Source organism: Kosakonia sp. S57, from assembly GCF_016516575.1.
Taxonomy (GTDB): Bacteria; Pseudomonadota; Gammaproteobacteria; order Enterobacterales; family Enterobacteriaceae; genus Kosakonia; species Kosakonia cowanii.
The window spans coordinates 78014-101392 of sequence record NZ_JACVUL010000019.1; the positions used below are offsets into that span (position 1 = coordinate 78014).

Below are 23379 nucleotides of genomic sequence, written 5' to 3' on the forward strand. Positions count from 1 at the left end.
GCGTAAGTTCGTATACCCGGAGTATGACGGGTATAAGCCAGGATTGCAGGCCGCGTATTGTAATGCTTTGGTTGCGCCCTGACCAGTATGACGGTTGGCGGGGCGGCAAGAGCGCAAAAATCCGGTAGACTTAGGCCATTCATCTAAAAGGACACTTCGCCATGACAAATCACTCCACAGAGGTCGCTATTGTTGGCGGCGGTATGGTCGGCGGGGCGCTGGCGTTAGGGCTGGCGCAACAGGGTTTTGCCGTCACGGTAATTGATAAACAGATTCCTGCGCCCTTTGATGCCAGCGCGCCGCCGGATGTGCGCATCTCGGCGATCAGCGCCGCTTCGGTCGAGCTGCTGCGCGGATTGGGCGTCTGGGAGAGCATCGAGGCGATGCGTTGCCACCCCTACCGACAGCTGGAGACGTGGGAGTGGGAAAACGCGCATGTGCTGTTTGACGCCAGCGAGCTGAAGCTGCCGCTGCTCGGCTATATGGTGGAAAACAGCGTTCTGCAGTACGCCCTATGGAAAGCGTTGCAGGCGCATCCGCAGGTGACGCTGAGCACAGAGACGCTGAGCGGGCGTGAAGCCAGTGAGGGCAGCCAAACCCTAAGTTTTGAAAATGGCGATACGTTAACGGCACAACTACTGATTGGTGCGGATGGCGCCAACTCCTGGGTGCGTCAGTCGGCCGGGATCGGGATTCACGCCTGGCAATATGATCAATCCTGCATGCTGATAAGCGTCGAGTGTGAGCAGGAGGCGGGCGAGTCGACCTGGCAGCACTTTACGCCGAACGGGCCGCACGCCTTTTTACCGCTTTATGATCGCTGGGCGTCGCTGGTGTGGTACGACACGCCTGCGCGCATTCGCCAGTTACAGACCCTCTCCATGACGCAGCTGGAGCAGGAGATCGCCCGCAACTTTCCGCCGCGGCTGGGGCGCGTTAAAGCGGTCTCTGCGGCGTCGTTCCCGCTGGTGCGTCGCCATGCGCTGAAATATGTGCAGCCGGGGCTGGCGCTGGTGGGCGATGCGGCGCACACCATTCATCCGCTGGCAGGGCAGGGTGTCAATCTTGGTTATCGCGACGTTGATGCGCTGCTGGATGTGCTGTCGCGCGCCCGCAGCCACGGTGAAGCCTGGGCCAGCCGCGAGGTACTGCAACGCTACCAGACGCGGCGCAGGGCGGATAACTTCATTATGCAGAGCGGGATGGATCTCTTTTATGCCGGGTTCAGTAACGATCTTGGCCCGCTGCGCGTGTTACGCAATATTGGCCTGATGGCGGCAGAGCGCGCCGGAGGGTTGAAACGCCAGGCGCTGAAATACGCCTTAGGCCTGTAAGAAAGCGCGAGCGACAGGCCGCTCGCGCACACTGTTACGGCACCGAGAGCATCCTGTCGAGTGCCGTCTTCACCTGTTTGTTGTCAACGAAATAGGCCTGATAGCCTGTTGTCGCATCAATCTCCTGTAACGCCCATTTCCCTGCGTGCACGTCGCTGATGGCGCGCGCTGTGCGGTAGAGCGGTATCAGCAGCAGAACCAGCATGGTGCCCGCCGCCAGCCCTTCATAACTCACCAGCGGATTGGCGCGTGCCTGGTCGATCAACATCGCGATGGCCGCGAGTTGGATCAGCGCTCTTGCGATAAAACCGCGTATAAAAAACTGGCGCAGCCGCTCAGGCGTGGCGAAACAGGGGTTTTTCAGCGAGGCGCGCTTCTCATGCACCGGAATCCCCTGCACGTAGACCATCCAATCCTCGCGCTCTTTTATCAACGTTGCTTTGCCGTTCTCGCTCAGGATATGCAGGCGCATGGAGACCAGCACCGGAAACAGCAGCCCGATAACCAGAAAATAGAGGATTGGCGCGGTCAGGCCGAGAAATGTTGCAGCAATAACCGCGAACACCAGCAGCAGGTGATAGGGAGAGTAAAACCACAGAGCCGTAGTTTGGTAATTCATGGTGCGCACCGACGGGGGAAAGATGGCTCAAATTAGCATGCCGTTCAGGCGCTTAACAGCTACTGATTGTCAGGAGGCAGAAAACAAAAAAGCCCGCCGAAGCGAGCTTTTTTGTTTTGATTGGCTGGGGTACGAGGATTCGAACCTCGGAATGGTGGAATCAGAATCCACTGCCTTACCGCTTGGCGATACCCCAAAAGTGCGCTTGCCGGAACAAACGTCTTTGAAGTTGGCTGGGGTACGAGGATTCGAACCTCGGAATGGTGGAATCAGAATCCACTGCCTTACCGCTTGGCGATACCCCAACAAATCTTTTTCGGTTTAATGCCTGAGCATTACGCCTTGAATATGGTGGCTACGACGGGAATCGAACCTGTGACCCCAGCATTATGAGTGCTGTGCTCTAACCAGCTGAGCTACGTAGCCAAATTTTACTGCTTACCCAGTCATCGACTGGCTGGGGTACCTGGATTCGAACCAGGGAATGCCGGTATCAAAAACCGGTGCCTTACCGCTTGGCGATACCCCAACGACTAACGCGTTAACACGCAGGAGTCGAAGAAGAGATGGCTGGGGTACCTGGATTCGAACCAGGGAATGCCGGTATCAAAAACCGGTGCCTTACCGCTTGGCGATACCCCATCCGTGCAACGCTTCTTTGGGAATGGTGCGGGAGGCGAGACTTGAACTCGCACACCTTGCGGCGCCAGAACCTAAATCTGGTGCGTCTACCAATTTCGCCACTCCCGCAAAAAAAGATGGTGGCTACGACGGGAATCGAACCTGTGACCCCAGCATTATGAGTGCTGTGCTCTAACCAGCTGAGCTACGTAGCCATCTTTTTTTCGCGTTACCTTATCGGCGTTGCGGGGCGCATTATGCGTATTGAGCCTGAGAGCGTCAACACCTTTTTCATCGAAAATTGCCGGAATGTGACTGTTTGGTTAGGTTGCGAACAGCATGTCGCTTTATTCAGCAAAAAACGATTTTCTGCGTGAAATCAGCGACACAAAAACAACAGGCCCCGCAGGGCCTGTATGCATAACCATCGCTCATCAGTAGGCTGACTGGTGAACACCAATAGCGCGGCCCGATGGATCGTTCATGGTTTTGAACGCTTCGTCCCATTCGAATGCTTTAGCCGATGAACAGGCTACGGACGGACCGCCCGGCACACACTCGGCGGCACTGGCGACCGGGAACAGCTCTTCAAAGATTTCACGGTACAGATAAGCCTCTTTCGACGAAGGGGTGTTATACGGGAAGCGGTAGCTGGCGGTCGCCAGTTGCTGATCCGTCACCTGCTGCGCCGCCACCTCTTTCAGGGTGTCGATCCAGCTGTAGCCCACGCCGTCGGAGAACTGCTCTTTCTGACGCCACGCCACGCTTGCCGGCAGGTAGGATTCAAAACATTCGCGAAGGATATGTTTTTCCATCTTACCGTTGCTGCCGCACATCTTATCCTGCGGGTTGATGCGCATCGCCACGTCGAGGAAGTTTTTATCGAGGAACGGCACGCGCGCTTCCACGCCCCAGGCGGACATTGCTTTGTTGGCGCGGGCGCAGTCAAACATATGCAGCGCCTGCAGTTTACGTACCGTCTCTTCGTGCAGCTCTTTGGCATCCGGCGCTTTATGGAAATAGAGATAGCCGCCAAACACTTCGTCAGAGCCCTCGCCGGAGAGCACCATTTTGATGCCCATCGCTTTGATTTTGCGCGACATCAGATACATCGGCGTCGAGGCGCGAATGGTGGTTACGTCATAGGTTTCAATGTGATAGATCACATCGCGGATCGCATCCAGACCCTCCTGCACGGTGAAGTGAATTTCATGGTGCACGGTGCCGAGATGGTTCGCCACTTCCTGCGCCGCTTTCAGATCCGGCGCGCCCTTCAGGCCGACGGCGAAAGAGTGCAGCTGCGGCCACCAGGCTTCTGATTTCTCCTGGTCTTCCACGCGGCGGGCGGCGAATTTTTTGGTGATCGCAGAGATAACCGAGGAGTCCAGCCCGCCGGAGAGCAGCACGCCATAGGGCACGTCGGACATCAGGTGGCTCTTCACCGCATCTTCCAGCGCCTGGCGCAGCACCTCTTTGTCGGTAACGTTATCTTTTACGGCGTCATAAGAGAACCAGTCGCGCTGATAGTAGGAGCGGATTTCGCCCTCTTTGCTCCACAGATAGCTGCCCGCGGGGAACTCTTTAATGGTGCGGCAAACCGGCACCAGCGCCTTCATTTCAGAAGCAACATAGAGGTTGCCGTGTTCGTCATGGCCCATATAGAGCGGGATGATGCCGATATGGTCGCGGCCAATCAGGTAAGCATCCTGTTCACTGTCGTAAAGCACGAAGGCAAACATGCCCTGCAATTCGTCAAGGAATGCTGGCCCTTTTTCCTGATAGAGCGCGAGGATCACTTCGCAGTCGGATCCGGTCTGGAAGGCGTAGCGGTCGCCGTACTCTGCGCGCAGCGCCTGGTGGTTATAAATTTCACCGTTAACGGCCAGCGCATGTGTTTTTTGTTGGTTATAGAGCGGCTGTGCACCGGCGTTGACGTCGACAATCGACAGACGCTCGTGGGAGAGAATCGCTTTGTCACTGGCATAAACGCCGGACCAGTCCGGGCCGCGGTGGCGCATCAGACGGGATAATTCGAGCGCTTTTTTACGTAATTCGCCTGCGTCGGTTTTGATATCCAGTACGCCAAAAATTGAACACATAGACTTCTCCGTTAACCTTGAGGGCATTGCTGTAATGTTGTGTGCTTGTAGCCAAAATGCCGCAAAAGACGGGCAGGGCGCAAGCCTTTTAGCGGCAGGAAATGAAAAAGTGCAACGGTGATTAATGAATGCTGAAAATTGCGTATGTATTGCGCTGGTTTATTGATGATTCTTCAAAATTAAGCGGTGTTTATTAAACGAAGCGGTTTTTTTGTGGCGGCAAAAATAAAAAACCACGCCCAAAGGCGTGGTTACGTTCAGATAACATCAATTTCGGCGACCGAGGGGTAAATCCACGATGGCCTGAACGGCATGCTGTCGATATCGTCGAGCCGCGAGACGCCGGAGAGCACCAGGATGGTCTCCAGGCCGGCCTGGAAGCCAGCCAGAATGTCTGTGCGCAGGTTATCGCCAACAATCACCGTCTGCTCCGAGTGCGCCTGCATGGTGTTCAGCGCGGCGCGAATGATCCACGGGCTCGGTTTGCCAACGTAGAAGGGCTTGCGGCCAGAGATCTTCTCAATACCCGCGCAGAGCGCGCCGCAGGCGGGGTAGAAGCCGCGGCCGTGCGTGTCCGGGTTGGTCGCGATAAAGCGTGCGCCGTTGGCGACGAAGAAGGCCGCGCGGTGCATCATCTCCCAGTTATAGGAGCGGGTTTCGCCGACGATGACAAAATCCGGGTTGATGTCGGTAATGGTAAAGCCAGCTTTATAAAGCTCATGAATCAGTGCGCCTTCGCCGACGACATAGGCTTTTTTCCCCTCCTGGCGCTTGAGGAAGTCTGCCGTTGCCATCGCCGAGGTGTAAAAGACGCTGGCGGGCACATCAATTCCCGCCGAGGCAAAGCGGTTAGCCAGATCCTGACCGGTCTGAGAAGGGTAGTTAGTCAGCAATACCAGCGGCATCTCTTTCTCAAGGATGCGGGTAACAAACTCGGCAGCGCCGGGAACGGCAACGTTATCGTGCATCAGCACGCCATCAATATCGCAGATTACATTCTGAATGGTCATGGAGTGTCCGGATAAAAAAATAAGTGTTAACTATAAACCCTGTCAGTTTTCCAGCAACCGCTGGAGCAGCAGACCGTTCAGCATCGCCCGTTTCACCAGCGCGAAGGCGCCAATCGCAGAGCGGTGATCGAGGGTGGAGGGCACAACCGGCAGATTTTTGCGAAACGCCTTCAGTGACTGCGTGTTAATACAGGCTTCAATGGCGGGCAGCAGGATCTTTTCCGCTTCAACGATCTCGCCGGCAATCACCACTTTTTGCGGGTTGAAGAGGTTAATGGCGATAGCGATAGTTTTACCGAGATGACGCCCGACGTACTCAATCACTTCGCAGGCCAGCGCATCGCCTTTGTTAGCGGCTTTGCAGATAGCCTTGATTGAGCAATCCTCCTCTTTCAGGCGGCTCTGATAACCCTGCTGTAACAGATGGCGGACTCGCTGCTCAATGGCGGCATTGGCGGCAATCGTCTCCAGGCAACCGAAGTTACCGCAGTGGCATCGTTCGCCGAGGGGTTCTACCTGCACGTGACCAATTTCGCCGACGTTACCGTTGCGACCGATAAAGATGCGGCCGCTGGAGATGATCCCGGCACCGGTGCCGCGGTGCACGCGCACCAGAATGGAGTCTTCACAATCCTGGCTTGCGCCAAAATAGTGCTCGGCCAGCGCCAGGCTGCGAATATCGTGCCCAACGAAACAGGTCAATTTGAAGCGTTTTTCCAGCGCCTCAACCAGCGCCCAGTTCTCCACCTGAATATGCGGCATATAGCGGATTACGCCGCTCTCCGGATCGACCAGCCCCGGCAGGATCACCGAAATGGCGATCAGCTCGCGGATTTTACGCTGGCTGGCGTCGATAAACTGGCTGATGGTGTTGAGCAGCGCGTGCTCCAGCGTCTCCTGGGTGCGCTCCGGCAACGGGTAGTGCTCTTCGGCCAGCACCTTGCTGCTCAGATCGTAGAGCGTGAGGGTGGTGTCGTTGCGCCCGAGGCGCACGCCGATGGCCTGAAAATTGCGGGTTTCGGTAATAATGGAGATGGCGCGGCGGCCCCCGGTGGAGGCCTGCTGATCGACTTCTTTGATCAGCCCGCGTTCAATCAGCTGACGCGTGATTTTTGTCACGCTGGCGGGTGCAAGCTGGCTCTGCTCGGCAATCTGTATGCGTGAGATGGGGCCGTGTTGGTCAATCAGGCGGTAAACCGCCGCACTGTTAAGCTGTTTTACGAGGTCAACGTTACCAATTTGAGCTTGTCCGCCTGATGTCATACCGTCTCTTTATGCAGTGGCGACCTCGTTACCATTAACGATGGTCTTGATAATTTCATAATCACGCGTAAATGCGGTCAGGTTCGCCACCTTGCCTGCGGCGAGAGTGCCCAGCTTTTTGTCAACGCCAATGGCGCGAGCCGGGTAGAGCGTGGCCATACGCAGCGCTTCGTCGAGCGCAATACCGACATGCTCGACCAGGTTACGCACCCCTTCGATCATCGTCAGGGCCGACCCACTCAGCGTTCCGTTTTCATCTACGCACAATCCATTCCGGTAGTATATTGTTTTGCCAGCAAAAATGAACTGATCAATATGTGCACCTGCGGGCGCGGTTGCATCGGTAACCAGACAGAGCTTGTCCCCCTTCAGCCGCTTCGCATTGCGAATATTAACGTAGTCGACATGCAACCCATCGGCAATCACGCCACAGTAAACATCTGTGTCATCAAGCACGGCGCCCGCCAGCCCCGGCTCGCGTCCGGTGATGTACGGCATGGCATTATAAAGATGGGTGGCGAAGGTGATACCGGCGCGGAAACCGGCTTTCGCCTCGTTCAGCGTGGCGTTGGAGTGACCGGCGGAAACCACAATCCCCGCGTCGGCAAGCTTGCGGATCACCTCACATCCTGCCACTTCGGGGGCTAAGGTGATTTTTGTGATCACATCCGCGTTTTGACATAAGAAATCGACCAGCGCCGCATCCGGTTTGCGCACGAAGTCGGGATTGTGGGTCCCTTTCTTGATGATGTTGAGCCACGGCCCTTCCAGGTGCAGGCCCAGCGCCTGGTTCGGGTATTTTGCCAGGTAGTCGCGCATCACCTGCACACCCTGCTTCATCAGGTCATCGCTGGTGGTAATCAGCGTCGGCAGGTAGCTGGTGCAGCCGGACTTCTCGTTAGCGCGCTGCATGATCTCCAGCGTCTCAACGCTGACAGCTTCGGCGGTATCGTTAAACTGCACGCCGCCGCAGCCGTTGAGCTGCACATCAATAAAACCAGGGGCGAGGAGGGCACCATTCAGCGAACGTTGTTCAATATCCGCTGGTAGCTCAGCCTGTGGGCAAAGGCGTTCAATCAGGCCATCGGCTACAACGAGCGCATGGTCATCCAAAATTTCATGGCCGGTGAAGATTCGGCAATGAGTTAAAGCATACATAACAACCCCCGGTTAACGATGAGTGCCGCTCCGCAGTGGCCTGCGAAGCGGAAACAGACTTACAGACCTTTAATATTTTCCGCTTCTAACTCGTTGAAGTATTTCAGCGTTTTGACTTTCAGCTCCATCGTGGACGGCTCGTCGCAGACGATGACCGCTTTCGGATGCAGCTGCAGGCAGCTGATGGTCCACATATGGTTGACGTTACCCTCAACGGCCGCCTGCAGTGCCTGCGCCTTAACGTTGCCCAGCACCAGAATCATCACCTCTTCGGCATCGAGCAGCGTGCCAACGCCTACGGTCAGGGCATATTTTGGCACCTGATTAACATCGCCGTCGAAGAAGCGCGAGTTCGCTATACGGGTATCGTGGGTTAACGTTTTAATACGCGTACGCGATGCCAGCGACGACGCCGGTTCGTTAAAAGCGATATGACCATCGTTGCCCACACCGCCCATAAACAGGTGAATTTTGCCGTAAGCGCGAATTTTTTCTTCGTAACGACGGCATTCTGCGTCAATATCGGGCGCGTTTCCATCGAGCAGGTTAATGTTTTCAGCAGGAATATCAACGTGATCGAAGAAATTACGGTGCATAAAGCTGTGGTAACTCTCCGGATGATCCTTCGGCAGGCCTACATATTCGTCCATGTTAAAGGTGACGACATGCTTAAAGCTGACCTGGCCCGCTTTGTGCATTTCAACTAATGCTTTGTAGGCCGTAAGCGGTGTGCCGCCCGTTGGCAGGCCAAGTACAAAAGGGCGATCGGCGGTGGGGTTGAATGCGTTAATGCGGTTGACGATATGGCGGGCGGCCCATTTACCGACCTGTTCAGCTGTCGCCAGGGGAATCAGTCTCATTGTTCACCTCAAAGTTTAATGAAAAGCATTGGCGGTGCGCCTTCTGGCTCAGCGTTAAGCGTAACCTGGTTTCGTCATAAAAAGGGAGCGATCCGCTTTGATATTTTTGATCTTAAAATAAGTTTTTGTTGTTTGCCAGTATTGAGGAGTGGTGATAACGATAGTTAGTGATTTTAATCACAGAAAATGCGTGTTTAATTTGCGAGGCGAATTAATTTTGCAGACACTTCGTCAGGTAGTGGAAAAACAGGCATCAGTTCAGGGTTCGTTACACAATAAAAAACAACTGTTTCAGTGGGCTCACGTTGAGCTCATAGGGGGAATAAAGTGAGTATTTTAGGCTATTTACAGAAGGTTGGCCGCGCGCTGATGGTGCCGGTCGCCACGCTGCCTGCGGCAGCGATTTTGATGGGGGTCGGCTACTGGATCGACCCTGTTGGTTGGGGGAGCCAAAACGCCCTGGCCGCGCTGTTTATCAAATCCGGTTCGGCGATCATCGATCACATGGGCGTGTTGTTCGCGGTCGGCGTCGCTTATGGGATGTCCAAAGATAAAGATGGCGCTGCGGCGCTGGCCGGTTTCGTCGGCTTCCTGGTGTTAACGACCCTCTGCTCGCCTGCCGCGGTGTCGATGATTCAAAAAATTCCGCTGGATCAGGTCCCTGCGGCCTTCGGCAAAATTGAAAACCAGTTTGTCGGTATTCTGGTCGGGATCATCGCCGCTGAGCTTTACAACCGCTTCAGCACCGTCGAACTGCCGAAAGCGCTCTCCTTCTTTAGCGGCCGCCGTCTGGTGCCGATCATCACCTCGTTTGTGATGATTGCTGTGGCCTTTATCATGATGTTTATCTGGCCGGTGGTCTTTAGTGGCCTGGTTAGCTTCGGTGAACATATTCAGAAACTCGGCTCTGTCGGCGCGGGTGTTTACGCCTTCTTCAACCGTCTGCTGATCCCTGTCGGTCTGCATCACGCCCTGAACTCGGTCTTCTGGTTCGACGTGGCGGGCATTAACGATATCCCTAACTTCCTCGGCGGCGCGCAGTCTATCGAAGCCGGTAAAGCGACGGTGGGGATCACCGGGCGTTATCAGGCGGGCTTCTTCCCGATCATGATGTTCGGCTTGCCGGGTGCGGCGCTGGCGATCTATCAGTGCGCGCGTCCTGAGAACAAAGCCAAAGTGCTGGGGATTATGATGGCTGGCGCCTTCGCCGCCTTCTTTACCGGCATCACCGAGCCGCTGGAATTCTCCTTTATGTTCGTGGCGCCGGTGCTGTATGTCATTCACGCCATTCTGACCGGTATCTCCGTCTATATCGCAGCCAGCATGCACTGGATTGCCGGTTTCGGTTTCAGCGCCGGGCTGGTGGATATGGTGCTCTCCTCGCGTAACCCGCTGGCGACCCAGTGGTGGATGCTGATCCCGCAGGGTCTGGTGTTCTTTGTTATCTACTACGTGGTATTCCGCTTCACCATTAAGCGATTCAACATGCTGACCCCGGGTCGTGAACTGGCTGTCGCCGGGGATGAAACCGATGGGCAGGATGTCAATATCAGCGCTAATAGTGAGCAGGATGTCAGCGGCCTGGCGCGTCAATACATTGCTGCCGTCGGCGGCTCGGCGAACCTGACCGGTATTGATGCCTGTATTACCCGTCTGCGCCTTAACGTGAATGACTCTTCTCTGGTCAACGAAACGATGGCGAAACGCCTTGGCGCAACTGGTGTGATTCGTCTTAATAAAACCAGCGTGCAGATTATCGTCGGCTTTGTGGCTGAGAAAATTGCCAACGCGATGAAAACGGCAGGGGATGTCCCGGCAGCGGCAAGCAGCAGCGCAGCGCCGGCTCAGGCCGCGCCAGTAGCCGCCGCAAAACCGCAGGCGGTGCCGAATTCAGTCGTGATTGCTGAGCTCTTATCGCCGGTTACTGGTGAAGTGGTGGCGCTGGAGCAGGTGCCGGACGAAGCCTTTGCCAGCAAAGCGGTAGGCGATGGCGTAGCGGTAAAACCGACCGACAAAACCGTGGTATCTCCGGCAGCTGGCACAATTGTGAAAATCTTCAACACCAACCATGCGTTCTGCCTGGAGACCGAAAAAGGCGCCGAGATCGTTGTCCATATGGGCATTGATACGGTTGCGCTGGGCGGCCAGGGCTTTACCCGTCTGGTGGAAGAGGGCGCAGAAGTGGTTGCTGGTCAACCGATCCTAGAAATGGATCTGGCATACCTCAATGCCAATGCCCGCTCAATGATTAGCCCGGTTGTCGTCAGCAATATTGATGATTTCAGTGGTCTTGTCATTAAGGCGCAAGGCCATGTCGTTGCGGGTCAGACGCCGTTATACGAAATTAAAGGCTGATTGCTCCTGAGTCGGCACATTAGCCTTAAGCGGCGGGGGATCTCCTCCGCCGCTTTTTTTTACCCGCCGTTTAATGAATGCCATACTGGTGGCCGCTATTTTACAGAGGTGAATAATGAAAAGGATTTTATACGCGCTGGTGATAACGACGGCGCTTAGCGGCTGTATCCCGCGTTACGCAACCATACGTCCGCATTATGAAGTGGATGTGCGCAATCCGGCCGGAGAGCCGCTGCCAACAGCGATGATGTGGGTCAGCACCGGGCGTTCCTCACCGGGATACTATCCCGCACCGGAGGAGTTCCGCGCCGACAGGCAGGGCCATATTGATGTTGAGAAAAAATCCCAGTGGGAAAATATGATCTTCTTTCTTCACGGCACCAATTTCTACTCGTGGGGCTGGTGTATTGAAGCGCCCGGTTATCTCCCTCGCAGTGGAAGAGGTGATGAGATCGTCAGCCCTGTGATCCTCACGCCGACCACGCAGGATCTCCGCTGTCGGCAGGCACACTATGCGGAAGAATACCTTTCCCCTGAGCATCAGTGATTTGTATAAGTAAAGGTTGTTTCCTGCGTCCTCTTATTAGATCATATGCCGTTATACGTTGTTTACGCCTTGAGGAACCTGTGATGAGTGAGGCTGAAGCCCGCCCGACTAACTTTATCCGCCAGATCATTGATGAAGATCTGGCCAGTGGTAAACACACCACCGTCCATACCCGTTTTCCGCCGGAGCCGAATGGCTACCTGCACATCGGCCACGCGAAATCCATCTGCCTGAACTTCGGTATCGCACAGGACTATAACGGCCAGTGCAACCTGCGTTTCGATGATACCAACCCGGCAAAAGAAGATATCGAATACGTTGAATCAATTAAAAACGACGTGCAGTGGTTGGGCTTTCACTGGTCTGGCGACATCTGCTACTCCTCAGACTACTTCGATAAGCTGTATAGCTACGCAGTTGAGCTGATCAACAAAGGCCTGGCCTACGTTGACGAGTTGACCGGCGACGAAATTCGCGAATACCGCGGCACGCTGACGCAGCCGGGTAAAAACAGCCCGTACCGCGATCGCAGCGTAGAAGAGAACCTGGCACTGTTTGAAAAGATGCGTGCGGGTGGTTTTGAAGAGGGTAAAGCCTGTCTGCGTGCAAAAATCGATATGGCTTCGCCATTTATCGTGATGCGCGACCCGGTTATCTACCGTATTAAATTTGCTGAACACCATCAGACCGGCAACAAGTGGTGCATCTACCCGATGTACGACTTCACCCACTGCATCAGCGATGCGCTGGAAGGGATCACCCATTCGCTCTGCACGCTGGAGTTCCAGGACAACCGCCGTCTGTATGACTGGGTGCTGGATAACATCACCATTCCGGTTCATCCGCGCCAGTACGAATTCTCGCGCCTGAATCTCGAATACACCGTGATGTCCAAGCGTAAGCTCAACCTGCTGGTGACCGACAAGCACGTCGAGGGCTGGGACGATCCGCGTATGCCGACCATCTCTGGCCTGCGCCGTCGTGGCTACACCGCGGCTTCTATCCGTGAGTTCTGCAAGCGCATTGGCGTGACCAAGCAGGACAACACCATTGAAATGGCGTCGCTGGAATCCTGCATCCGTGAAGATCTCAACGAAAACGCGCCGCGCGCGATGGCGGTTATCGACCCGGTGAAACTGGTTATCGAAAACTACCCGCAGGGCAGCAGCGAAATCGTCACCATGCCGAACCATCCGAACAAGCCGGAAATGGGCACTCGTGAAGTGCCGTTTAGCGGTGAGATCTGGATCGATCGCGCTGATTTCCGCGAAGAAGCCAACAAGCAGTACAAACGTCTGGTGCTGGGCAAAGAGGTACGTCTGCGCAATGCGTATGTGATCAAAGCGGAACGCGTTGAGAAAGACGCCGAAGGCAACATCACCACCATTTTCTGCTCTTACGACGCCGAGACGCTGAGTAAGGATCCTGCCGATGGCCGCAAGGTTAAAGGCGTGATCCACTGGGTTAGCGCGCAGCATGCGCAGCCGGTTGAAATTCGTCTTTACGATCGTCTGTTCAGCGTGCCAAACCCGGGCGCCGCCGAGGATTTCCTCGCCACTATCAACCCGGAATCGCTGGTCATTAAGCAGGGTTTTGCCGAGCCATCGCTGAAAGAGGCGCAGGCGGGCAAAGCGTATCAGTTCGAGCGCGAAGGCTACTTCTGCCTCGACAGCCGCTATGCCACCGCGGACAAACTCGTGTTTAACCGCACGGTAGGCCTGCGTGATACCTGGGCAAAAATCGGCGACTGATTACCTCAATCAGCGATCGCTATTTAAAAACGCCGCTTCCCGCGGCGTTTTTTATTTATTAACCACCGAATTACAATTAATACATATTCGTGCTGAAAATTAATTCCGCCCCCTGTTGGTGTGCTGTTTTTTTATTCCTGAAACTTTGCAAATGCAGGAATCAGAATAGTAGTAAATCGCTCTTTCCGATAAAGAATTAAATATCGAGTGAATATGGTTTGGTTATTTATTTGCGTGATTTATGAAACGAACTATCATCCTCATTTAATTCTGTGCACTTCGTCATACTCCGTTATTTTTGCTTAAAAACACATTGATAATTCGCAAGGCGAAAAATAGGCTTTGTGCTGTTGTTTATTTAGGGAATATCCGTAACGGCTTCCTGATGTTAATTTTTATCGCCGCCGTGGCGGGGTTTTTTACATTTAAAAGGAATCAATGTATGCGTGCGTTTGCAGGTAAACGGAGTACGCTTTCGCTGGCTATTGCCGCAGTAACCGCCATGTCAGGCCTGGCGCTTCCCGCGCAGGCGCAGGCAAGCGGTTTTATTGATGACTCCACGCTGGCCGGTGGGGTCTATTACTGGCAGCGTGAGCGCGACCGTAAGGATATTCTCAATAATAAATATAAAACGAATCTCTCTCACGCCACGTGGAATGCGAATCTGGATTTCCAGTCAGGCTTTGCGGCAGATATGTTTGGCCTGGATATCGCTGCTTTCACGGCAATCGAAATGGCGGAAAATGGCGATAGCGCTCACCCAAATGAAATTGCTTTCTCCGCCAGCAATAAAGCTTATAAAGAGCGCTGGTCCGGCGATAAGAGCGGAGTCAGCCTCTATAAAGCCGCAGCAAAATTCAAATATGGCGCTCTTTGGGCGCGAGCAGGTTATATTCAGCCCACCGGGCAGACGCTATTAGCGCCGCACTGGAGTTTTATGCCGGGCACCTACCAGGGCGCGGAAGCGGGCATTAATAATGATTATGGCGATGCCGGTGCGCTGAGCGTCTCCTATATGTGGGCCAATGGATATAAAGCGCCGTGGCATATCGAGATGGATAATTTCTGGCAAAACGACAGAGAGCAAAGGGTCGATTATCTCCATTCGCTCGGCGCAAAATACGACTTCAAAAACAATCTGGTGCTGGAAGCTGCATTTGGCCAGGCGCAGGGCTATGTCGATCAGTACTTTGCAAAAGCCAGCTACCAGCTGGATGTAGCACATCAACCGCTCAGCACCAGCTATCAGTTTTATGGTGCCCGCGACAAAGTTCGCGATCGCGGCATCAACGATCTTTACGACGGCACCGCCTGGCTACAGGCACTAACCTTCGGTTACACGGTCGGGCCACTCGCGCTGCGCCTCGAAGGAACATGGGTAAAAGCAGAAGGCCAGCAGGGCTACTTTTTGCAACGCATGACGCCAACCTACGCTTCTTCCAATGGTCGTCTCGATATCTGGTGGGATAACCGCTCCGACTTCAATGCCAACGGCGAAAAAGCGCTCTTCCTGGGGGCGATGTACGATCTGGAGAGTTACAACTTGCCCGGCTGGCAAATCGGGGCCTCTTACGCCTACGCGTGGGGCGCAAAACCGGCCGAAATGGCCGTGCCGGATGCGTGGTACAACGCCGACTATCGTCTGAAAGAGTCCGCTTACAGCCTCGATGCCATCTATACCCTGCAAGAGGGGCGCGCCAAAGGGACGATGTTTAAGCTGCACTTTACCCAGTATGACAACCACTCTGCTATCCCGAGCTATGCCGGTGGTTACGGCAACATTTTCCAGGATGAGCGAGACGTGAAATTGATGGTCATCGCGCCGTTTACCCTTTTCTAAGTCATTTGTTGCCGGGCATTGGCAACCTTAAGGAACAGAGCATGCATACAGCACGTTTAAGCCTGCTGGCGGGCGCCATCACAGCGCTGCTCAGCAGCGGCGCGGCACTGGCAAGCCAGAGCACGGTTGACGCCATCAGCCAGTTCAATCTGAACTACGCCGTAAAAGATAACTTTGCCGCCCAGCATGGCGTTGATTGCGCGAAGCTCGGCGCTGACTGGGCTTCCTGCAACAAAGCAGTGATCACGCTGACCAACAAAGGCGAGGCGGTGACCGATAACGCATGGGCGATCTACTTCCACAGCATTCGTCCCATTCTGCAAGTCGCGAACCCGCAGTTCAAAGTGACCCATATTATGGGCGACCTGCATAAGCTTGAGCCTACCGGGCAATTTACTGGTTTTCCGGCGAAGCACTCCGTTGAGATCCCGATTATTAATGAGTACTGGCAACTCTTTATTACCGACGTGCTGCCGCGCTGGTATGTCACAGGAGAGGAAGCGACGCCAAAAACCATCGCCAATACCAATACGGAAGATCTTGCCCAGTTCGTCACGCCGCTGGGCGAGCACTGGAAGCGAACGCCGGACGATAAAAATATCCTGATGACCGCTGAAGCGCGCTTTGCGCAAAACAGCGATATCAAAACAATAAACCTCGCCTCGCTGCGCGGGCAGATTGTGCCGACGCCGCGCGAGGTAAAAATCTACGGTCGGGATATCGATCTCAGCCAGGGAGTGAAGTTTGACCTCTCGGCACTGATGCCCGATGCGCAAAACGCCATCAAAGGGCGCTTCGCCATGCTCGGTGTGGAAGAGGGGAGTTATCCGCTACGTACCGAGATTGCCCGTAAAGCGTTCAGGGGTGACGAGGCGATCAACGGTGCCTATCAGTTGCGTATCAGCGAGAAAGAGGCGGTAGTGACCGGTTTTGATCAGAGCGGCGTATTTTATGGCCTGCAATCTCTGCTTTCGCTTCTCCCCGCCCAGGGGTCGATGACGCTCCCCACGCTGATGGCGAAAGATGCGCCGCGCTTCGACTACCGCGGTATTCATCTGGATGTCGGGCGTAATTTCCACAGCAAAGCGGCGGTGCTGCGCCTGCTGGATCAGATGGCGGCTTACAAGCTGAATAAATTCCACTTCCATCTGACGGACGATGAAGGGTGGCGTATTGAGATTCCAGGGCTGCCGGAGCTGACTGCGATTGGCAGCCAGCGCTGCCACGATCTGAGCGAGAAGCAGTGCCTGCTGCCGCAGCTGGGATCCGGGCCGGATCGTGATAACAACGGCAGCGGATACTTTACCCGCGCCGACTACATCGAGATCCTCAAATACGCCAAAGCGAGACATATTGAGGTGATCCCGGAGATCGACATGCCTGCCCATGCGCGCGCTGCCGTAATCTCAATGGAAGCACGTTACGATCGCCTGATAAAAGAGGGTAAGGATGAGAGCGAGGCGAGCCGCTACCGCCTGCTCGATCCGACGGATACCTCTGTTACCGCTGGCGTGCAGTTCTACGATCGCACCGGCTACCTCAATCCGTGCCTGGACTCCTCGCGCAACTTCGTCGATAAGGTGATGGGCGAAATCCTGCAGATGCACAGAGAAGCAGGTCTGCCGCTGCGCACCTGGCACTTTGGCGGCGATGAAGCAAGAAATATCTACCTCGGTGCCGGATATACGGATGTGAATAATCCGCAGCCGGGTAAAGGCATCATCGATCAGAGCAAGCAGGATAAGCCGTGGGCGAAATCCGGGGCCTGCCAGGCGATGATTAAAGCCGGGAAAGTGAGCGATGTTGAACACCTCTCCAGCTACTTTGGCGCAGAGGTAAGCAAGCTGGTTAAGGCGCACGGCATCAATGTGATGCAGGCGTGGCAGGATGGGCTAAAAGATGCCAAAGACGCTTCTGTGTTTGCCACCCAACATGTGAATGTCAACTTCTGGGATGCGCTCTACTGGGGCGGTTTCGATTCCGTCAACGACTGGGCGAATAAGGGCTTCCGCGTGGTGGTCTCCAACCCGGACTACGTCTATCTCGACTTCCCGAGTGAAGTTCACCCGGATGAGAGCGGCTACTACTGGGGGACGCGTTTCAGCGATGAGCGCAAAATCTTCAGCTTCGCGCCGGACAACATGCCGCAGAATGCGGAAACCTCGGTCGATCGGGATGGCAATGCATTCAGCGCTAAATCAGACAAGCCGTGGCCGGGTGCTTATGGGCTTTCCGCCGAGTTGTGGAGCGAAGTGGTGCGCACGGATGAGCAGATGGAGTATATGATCTATCCGCGTCTGGTCGCCGTGGCAGAGCGGGCATGGCATCGCGCAAGCTGGGAGCTGGATTATCAGGCAGGCCGCGAATACAAAGGCGGCGAGACGCAGTGGGTCGATCAGAAGGCGCTTACGGCTGACTGGCAGCGTTTTGCCAATCTGCTGGGACATCGCGAGCTGGCGAAGCTGGATAACGCCGGCATCCATTATCGCCTGCCGGTGCCAGGGGCGCGAATTGTTGACGGTGTGCTGGAGGTCAACATCCGCTTCCCGGGGCTGGTGGTGGAGTACTCCCTCGATCGCGGCAAAACATGGCAGCGCTACGAAGCGAAATCCCGTCCACAGGTTAAAGGCGAAATTCAGGTGCGCACCGTAAGCCCGGACGGCACACGCGTCAGCCGTGTCGACACGCTGAAAGCCTGATCGCTTTCCACCCTGAGCGGCGTAACCTTTTAACGCGCCGCTCAGCCGACAGGCATAAAAAAAGCCAACCTGACGGTTGGCTTTTAACGTTCAGAAGAACTTATTTTGCGTCGTGCGCGTGTTCATCTTCGCGACAGTCGCCTTCGGCACAGTGGCCGTAAAGGTAGAGACTGTGGTTCGTCAGGCGGATACCGTGTTTAGCGGCAATTTCGCGCTGGCGCAATTCGATGGAATCATCACTGAATTCGATGACTTTACCGCAGTCGAGGCAGATAAGGTGATCGTGGTGATGCTGCTGCGTCAGTTCAAAAACGGACTTGCCGCCTTCGAAGTTGTGACGGGTGACAATCCCGGCGTCATCAAACTGGTTCAGCACGCGGTACACCGTTGCCAGACCAATCTCTTCACCCATGTCGATCAGACGCTTATAAAGATCTTCCGCACTGACATGATGGTTATCCGGCTCCTGAAGCACTTCCAGAATTTTTAACCGTGGAAGCGTGACTTTCAGGCCGGCCTTCTTTAATGCGGTATTGTTGTCAGTCATGCGGAATCTGTCCTGTTGCTATACGATTCACTTCCTTCTCGGAAGTTATAAGGAATGCACCCGGGCGAATGCGTATCATTATAGAACTGCCATGTATAAATGAAAACTGCAAGCCCTCAAGTAAAGTAAGCTTTTAAAACGTGGTATCGCCGACAACTCCCGGTCGAGCGTAACGCGTTAAGCAGGGCTTATTGTACAGGGATGAATAGGAAAGTTAAAAAAATGTAGCAATTATTTCGATTGCTTTTACCTATTGATACGGCGCAACCAGCAGATTGCGCCATAAAAATCAGGCATTCAGGATTTCATCCAGATGGAGCTCTTCAGAAACCTGCTTCACCCACTTCTGCACGCGCTCGGCGGTCAGTTCTGGCTGGCGGTCTTCATCAATCGCCAGACCCACAAAGTGATCGTCATCAGCCAGGCCTTTTGAAGCTTCGAAATGGTAACCGGCAGTCGGCCAGTGACCCACAATCGTCGCGCCGCGCGGTTCAATAATGTCGCGAATAGTGCCCAGCGCATCACAGAAGTACTCAGCGTAATCTTCCTGGTCGCCGCAGCCGAACAGCGCTACTAACTTACCATTAAAATCAATCTCTTCCAGCGTCGGGAAAAAGTCATCCCAGTCGCACTGCGCTTCACCGTAATACCAGGTCGGAATGCCGAGCAACAGGATGTCATACCCTTCGATATCTTCCTTACTGCTCTTGGCAATGTCATGAACATCGGCGACGTCTTTACCAAGCTGGCTCTGGATCATTTTGGCGATGTTTTCGGTGTTGCCGGTGTCGCTGCCGAAGAAAATGCCTGTAATTGCCATGAGTAAAATAACCTCTTGAATCTTAATGAGTATAGGGGGAGCGCTAAGCCCACAGATAAGGGCAATCATAGCAGAACAGAGAAGAACGCGGAAACAGCTATTGCCGCGGACTGCACTGTATGCCACATGAAAAGGGGAATTTGATGATGATTCAGAAGAATCGCTATCCGCGCAGGGCTTTAAGCTGCGCCAGCAGCATCTCTTCGATAAGTTCGCTGCGGCTTATCTCGCGCGCTTCGGCCAGCTCATTTAGGGCTTCCACCGCTTCCGCATTCAGTTTCAGTTCGACGCGCTTAAGCCCGCGAACCTTATCGCGTTTGAGCTGGTTGCGTTTATTAATGCGCAACTGTTCATCGCGCGAGAGCGGGTTGGTCTTCGGCCGTCCCGGGCGACGCTCATTCGCGAAGAGATCTAGTGTCGTACGGTCCGTTTGTTCTTTAGCCATGATATGAATACTACGGGAAAACACGCAATCGGGCCGCTGCCCGGGCTGAATAGCGCGCCATCATACATCACCAACATCGGCACGCCAACGACCGGGCGCGTTGAAACGACCGGTCGCCGCCTTTTTAATCAGTTGGCCTTATTCTGCCAGGTAACGGCGGATGGCACGCAGCACCGCGTCAGGTTTTTCTGCATGCACCCAGTGCCCGGCACCGGCAATGACATACGCCCGCGCCTGGGGAAACTGCGCCAGCAGCGCATCGCGGTAGGCATCGGTGACATAAGAGGAGTTACCGCCGCAGACGAAGAGGGCAGGCTTATCCCACGCCGGGATTTTCTCCCAGCCAACAATATTGGCATATTGATCCCACAGCACTGGCACGTTGAAGCGCCACTCACCGTCGACGAAGGATTTCAGTAAAAACTGAACCACGCCCTCTTCATCAAGCTGCTCGCGCATCAGCGCCGCCGCCTGCTGGCGCGACGAAACATTTGCCTCGCTAACGGCGTTGATGGCGGCAAAGATCTCGTCGTGACGGCGCACCTTATAATCCACCGGCGCCATATCAATCGCCACCAGGCGATCGATGCGATCGGGTGCCAGTGAAGTTAGCGCCATCACCGCTTTGCCGCCCATGGAGTGGCCGATAAAGGTCGCTTTTTCAATCTGATGAGCATCCAGCGTATCAAGCAGGTCCTGCGCCATCGCCGGGTAGTTCATCTCCGGTGAGCGGGGGGAGAGGCCGTGATTACGCATATCCACTTGCAGTACATCATGATCCTGCACCAGGTCACGGGCGAGCACGCCGAGGTTATCGAGGCTGCCGAAAAGGCCGTGAACCAGCACAATCGGGGAATTGTTGTGCGGATGTTGTGCAGTTTGCGCGCGCGTGTTCAATTTCATGGCAAAGTTCTTTTTTTCACTCCAACGGGTTAGGTTATTATGGTGAACATTCTGCCGCCCGGCTGCAAGGCTAAGCATTACTCTGAGTTTTGCCGCCATCCTGGGGTGTACCTATCCGCTGTTGGGATTTCACTTTATAATCCCAATACTTGTATTCAGATTTTATATAGCACTGGATTAAGATGAAAACGATTGAAGTTGATGATGAGCTCTACAGTTACATTGCCAGCCATACTAAGCACATTGGCGAGAGCGCATCCGAGATTTTACGGCGTATGCTCAAGTTCTCCGCCGCATCATCGTCTCCCTCTGCAGCGCCCGCCGCGCCGGTGAAAGAGACACGCGCTGCCAGCGTTGTCGAAGAGGTGAAACCGGCCAACACCACCCGGGATAAAGTCCGCGCGGTTCGCGAGCTTCTGCTCTCCGACGAATACGCCGAGCAGAAAAAAGCGGTTAATCGCTTTCTGCTAATCCTGTCTACACTCTATTCACTCGATGACAAAGGGTTTACGGAATCCACTGAATCTCTGCACGGTCGCACGCGCGTATACTTTGCCGCTGATGAGCGCACCCTGCTGCAGAACGGCAACCAGACCAAGCCGAAGCAAGTGCCGAACACCCCTTACTGGGTCATCACCAATACGAATACGGGCCGTAAATGCAGCATGATTGAACACATCATGCAGTCAATGCAGTTCCCGGCGGAGCTGATTGAGAAAGTTTGCGGCACAATTTAATCCTTGCATTAAAAGGACGAAGCAATGGCAAACCATCCGCGTGCCGGGCAACCTGCACAACAGGGCGATTTGATTAACGTCGCGCAGCTGACTGCGCAGTACTATGTGTTGAAACCGGAAGTTGGCAATGCTGACCATGCGGTGAAATTTGGTACCTCAGGTCACCGTGGTAGCGCATGGCGTCACAGCTTTAACGAGCCGCACATTCTTGCTATCGCCCAGGCGATTGCCGAAGAGCGTGCGAAAAACGGCATCACCGGGCCGTGCTATGTCGGTAAAGACACCCACGCCCTCTCTGAGCCGGCGTTTATCTCCGTGCTGGAAGTGTTGGCTGCCAACGGCGTTGATATCATCGTGCAGGAAAATAACGGCTTTACGCCGACGCCTGCCATCTCTAACGCCATTCTTGTGCACAACAAAAACGGTGGCGCGCAGGCGGATGGTATCGTGATCACGCCGTCCCATAACCCGCCGGAAGATGGCGGCATCAAATACAACCCGCCAAACGGCGGCCCGGCCGACACCAACGTCACCAAAGTGGTAGAAGATCGCGCTAACGCGCTGCTGGCCGACGGTCTGAAAGGCGTGAAACGCATTTCGCTGGATGCAGCGATGGCCTCCGGTCACGTCACTGAAAAAGATCTGGTGCAGCCGTTTATTGAAGGGCTGGCGGAGATCGTCGATATGGCGGCGATCCAGAAAGCGGGCCTGAAACTGGGCGTCGATCCGCTGGGCGGCTCCGGTATTGAGTACTGGAAACGTATCGCCGAGCACTACAAGCTCGACCTCACCATCGTGAATGATGAAGTCGACCAGACTTTCCGCTTTATGCATCTCGACAAAGATGGCGCGATCCGTATGGACTGCTCCTCCGAGTGTGCAATGGCCGGTCTGCTGGCGCTGCGCGATAAGTTTGACCTCGCCTTCGCCAACGACCCGGATTACGACCGCCACGGCATCGTAACCCCGGCTGGCCTGATGAACCCGAACCACTACCTGGCGGTAGCGATCAACTATCTGTTCCAGCATCGTCCGCAGTGGGGCAAAGATGTTGCAGTCGGTAAGACACTGGTCTCCTCTGCAATGATCGACCGCGTGGTTAACGACCTTGGCCGTAAGCTGGTGGAAGTGCCGGTAGGCTTTAAGTGGTTTGTGGATGGTCTGCACGACGGCAGCTTCGGTTTCGGCGGCGAAGAGAGCGCGGGCGCATCGTTCCTGCGCTTCGACGGTACGCCGTGGTCCACGGACAAAGACGGCATCATCATGTGCCTACTGGCAGCGGAGATCACTGCGGTGACCGGCAAAAACCCGCAGCAGCACTATGACGAACTGGCTGCCCGCTTTGGCGCGCCAAGCTACAACCGTCTGCAGGCTGCGGCCTCCTCCGCACAGAAAGCGGCGCTCTCTAAGCTCTCGCCTGAAATGGTAAGTGCCAGCACGCTGGCGGGGGATGCGATCACCGCTCGCCTGACCGCAGCACCGGGCAACGGCGCGTCGATTGGCGGCCTGAAAGTGATGACCGACAACGGCTGGTTTGCCGCGCGTCCGTCCGGCACCGAAGACGCCTACAAAATCTACTGCGAAAGCTTCCTCGGCGACGAACACCGTAAGCTGATTGAGAAAGAAGCGGTAGAAATTGTCAGCGAAGTGCTGAAAAACGCGTAAATCGCGGCACAGTAAAAAGGTTCCCTCGGGAGCCTTTTTTGTGTCGGATGGCGGCTGACGCCTTATCCGACCTACAACTGCATCAAACACGTTACCCGGATAAGCG

General features: G+C 54.9%; 18 protein-coding genes and 7 tRNA genes. 8 read left to right on the top strand and 17 right to left on the bottom strand.

Annotated features, from left to right (window positions below):
- The first annotated feature begins 161 nt into the window (after nucleotides 1–161).
- Nucleotides 162–1334, top strand: coding sequence for a 3-demethoxyubiquinol 3-hydroxylase (gene ubiF / locus IAE48_RS17800; protein ID WP_200135157.1), 1173 nt, complete (start codon nucleotides 162–164; stop codon nucleotides 1332–1334).
- Nucleotides 1335–1368: 34 nt separating this feature from the next.
- Here ubiF and IAE48_RS17805 read toward each other — a convergent pair whose 3' ends face one another.
- The 13 genes from IAE48_RS17805 to nagB form a co-directional block, all read right to left on the bottom strand.
- Entirely contained in the window at nucleotides 1369–1953 is a 585-nt protein-coding gene (locus IAE48_RS17805; protein WP_200135158.1) for a hypothetical protein, read from the bottom strand.
- 121 nt (nucleotides 1954–2074) lie between these two features.
- A tRNA-Gln gene (locus IAE48_RS17810) sits at nucleotides 2075–2149 on the bottom strand.
- A 34-nt stretch (nucleotides 2150–2183) separates the two neighbouring features.
- Nucleotides 2184–2258, bottom strand: a tRNA-Gln gene (locus tag IAE48_RS17815).
- 44 nt (nucleotides 2259–2302) lie between these two features.
- Nucleotides 2303–2379, bottom strand: a tRNA-Met gene (locus IAE48_RS17820).
- A gap of 28 nt (nucleotides 2380–2407) precedes the next feature.
- Nucleotides 2408–2482, bottom strand: a tRNA-Gln gene (locus tag IAE48_RS17825).
- Between the two features lie 38 nt (nucleotides 2483–2520).
- Nucleotides 2521–2595: transfer RNA gene (locus IAE48_RS17830), tRNA-Gln, on the bottom strand.
- 23 nt (nucleotides 2596–2618) lie between these two features.
- Nucleotides 2619–2703: transfer RNA gene (locus IAE48_RS17835), tRNA-Leu, on the bottom strand.
- Between the two features lie 9 nt (nucleotides 2704–2712).
- Nucleotides 2713–2789: transfer RNA gene (locus IAE48_RS17840), tRNA-Met, on the bottom strand.
- 219 nt (nucleotides 2790–3008) lie between these two features.
- Nucleotides 3009–4673: an asparagine synthase B gene (gene asnB / locus IAE48_RS17845; RefSeq protein WP_200135159.1), complete on the bottom strand. Its 1665-nt coding sequence runs from the start codon at nucleotides 4671–4673 to the stop codon at nucleotides 3009–3011.
- 257 nt (nucleotides 4674–4930) lie between these two features.
- A complete protein-coding gene (locus IAE48_RS17850; protein ID WP_023479994.1) occupies nucleotides 4931–5683 on the bottom strand; it encodes an HAD-IIA family hydrolase in 753 nt (250 codons plus the stop codon).
- Between the two features lie 42 nt (nucleotides 5684–5725).
- Nucleotides 5726–6946: an N-acetylglucosamine repressor gene (locus IAE48_RS17855; protein ID WP_042713659.1), complete on the bottom strand. Its 1221-nt coding sequence runs from the start codon at nucleotides 6944–6946 to the stop codon at nucleotides 5726–5728.
- Nucleotides 6947–6955: 9 nt separating this feature from the next.
- The gene (nagA, locus tag IAE48_RS17860) at nucleotides 6956–8104 is read right to left on the bottom strand and encodes an N-acetylglucosamine-6-phosphate deacetylase (RefSeq protein ID WP_094420475.1); all 1149 of its coding nucleotides are present in this window, start codon (nucleotides 8102–8104) and stop codon (nucleotides 6956–6958) included.
- A 59-nt stretch (nucleotides 8105–8163) separates the two neighbouring features.
- Nucleotides 8164–8964, bottom strand: a complete 801-nt coding sequence (gene nagB, locus IAE48_RS17865; protein WP_042713656.1) for a glucosamine-6-phosphate deaminase — start codon at nucleotides 8962–8964, stop codon at nucleotides 8164–8166.
- Between the two features lie 327 nt (nucleotides 8965–9291).
- On the opposite strand from nagB, the gene nagE reads away from it, so the two are divergent.
- The 5 genes from nagE to IAE48_RS17890 all read left to right on the top strand — a co-directional run bounded on the left by nagE (nucleotide 9292) and on the right by IAE48_RS17890 (nucleotide 18156).
- Nucleotides 9292–11319 (top strand): N-acetylglucosamine-specific PTS transporter subunit IIBC, encoded by a 2028-nt coding sequence (gene nagE, locus IAE48_RS17870; RefSeq protein ID WP_094420474.1) that lies wholly within the window; start codon nucleotides 9292–9294, stop codon nucleotides 11317–11319.
- Nucleotides 11320–11434: 115 nt separating this feature from the next.
- Complete coding sequence (locus IAE48_RS17875; protein WP_200135160.1) at nucleotides 11435–11866, top strand: membrane lipoprotein lipid attachment site-containing protein; 432 nt, start codon at nucleotides 11435–11437, stop codon at nucleotides 11864–11866.
- 83 nt (nucleotides 11867–11949) lie between these two features.
- On the top strand, nucleotides 11950–13617 hold the full coding sequence (gene glnS, locus IAE48_RS17880; protein WP_076769555.1) for a glutamine--tRNA ligase: 1668 nt from the start codon (nucleotides 11950–11952) through the stop codon (nucleotides 13615–13617).
- Between the two features lie 442 nt (nucleotides 13618–14059).
- A complete protein-coding gene (locus IAE48_RS17885) occupies nucleotides 14060–15457 on the top strand; it encodes an OprD family outer membrane porin (RefSeq protein ID WP_200135161.1) in 1398 nt (465 codons plus the stop codon).
- Nucleotides 15458–15498: 41 nt separating this feature from the next.
- A complete protein-coding gene (locus IAE48_RS17890) occupies nucleotides 15499–18156 on the top strand; it encodes a beta-N-acetylhexosaminidase (protein WP_200135162.1) in 2658 nt (885 codons plus the stop codon).
- Between the two features lie 100 nt (nucleotides 18157–18256).
- Here IAE48_RS17890 and fur read toward each other — a convergent pair whose 3' ends face one another.
- From fur to ybfF, 4 genes are all read right to left on the bottom strand, one after another.
- Entirely contained in the window at nucleotides 18257–18703 is a 447-nt protein-coding gene (gene fur, locus IAE48_RS17895; protein WP_023479956.1) for a ferric iron uptake transcriptional regulator, read from the bottom strand.
- 289 nt (nucleotides 18704–18992) lie between these two features.
- Nucleotides 18993–19523 (bottom strand): flavodoxin FldA, encoded by a 531-nt coding sequence (gene fldA, locus IAE48_RS17900; RefSeq protein WP_023480004.1) that lies wholly within the window; start codon nucleotides 19521–19523, stop codon nucleotides 18993–18995.
- 163 nt (nucleotides 19524–19686) lie between these two features.
- A complete protein-coding gene (ybfE, locus tag IAE48_RS17905) occupies nucleotides 19687–19968 on the bottom strand; it encodes a LexA regulated protein (protein ID WP_023479957.1) in 282 nt (93 codons plus the stop codon).
- Nucleotides 19969–20106: 138 nt separating this feature from the next.
- Nucleotides 20107–20871 carry an esterase gene (gene ybfF, locus IAE48_RS17910; protein ID WP_200135163.1) on the bottom strand — a complete coding sequence of 255 codons (765 nt, stop codon included), beginning with the start codon at nucleotides 20869–20871 and terminating at the stop codon, nucleotides 20107–20109.
- A gap of 182 nt (nucleotides 20872–21053) precedes the next feature.
- Between ybfF and seqA the strand changes: the two genes are divergently transcribed.
- Entirely contained in the window at nucleotides 21054–21608 is a 555-nt protein-coding gene (seqA, locus tag IAE48_RS17915; RefSeq protein ID WP_076769558.1) for a replication initiation negative regulator SeqA, read from the top strand.
- Nucleotides 21609–21632: 24 nt separating this feature from the next.
- On the top strand, nucleotides 21633–23273 hold the full coding sequence (gene pgm, locus IAE48_RS17920; RefSeq protein ID WP_023479953.1) for a phosphoglucomutase (alpha-D-glucose-1,6-bisphosphate-dependent): 1641 nt from the start codon (nucleotides 21633–21635) through the stop codon (nucleotides 23271–23273).
- Nucleotides 23274–23379: the final 106 nt, after the last annotated feature.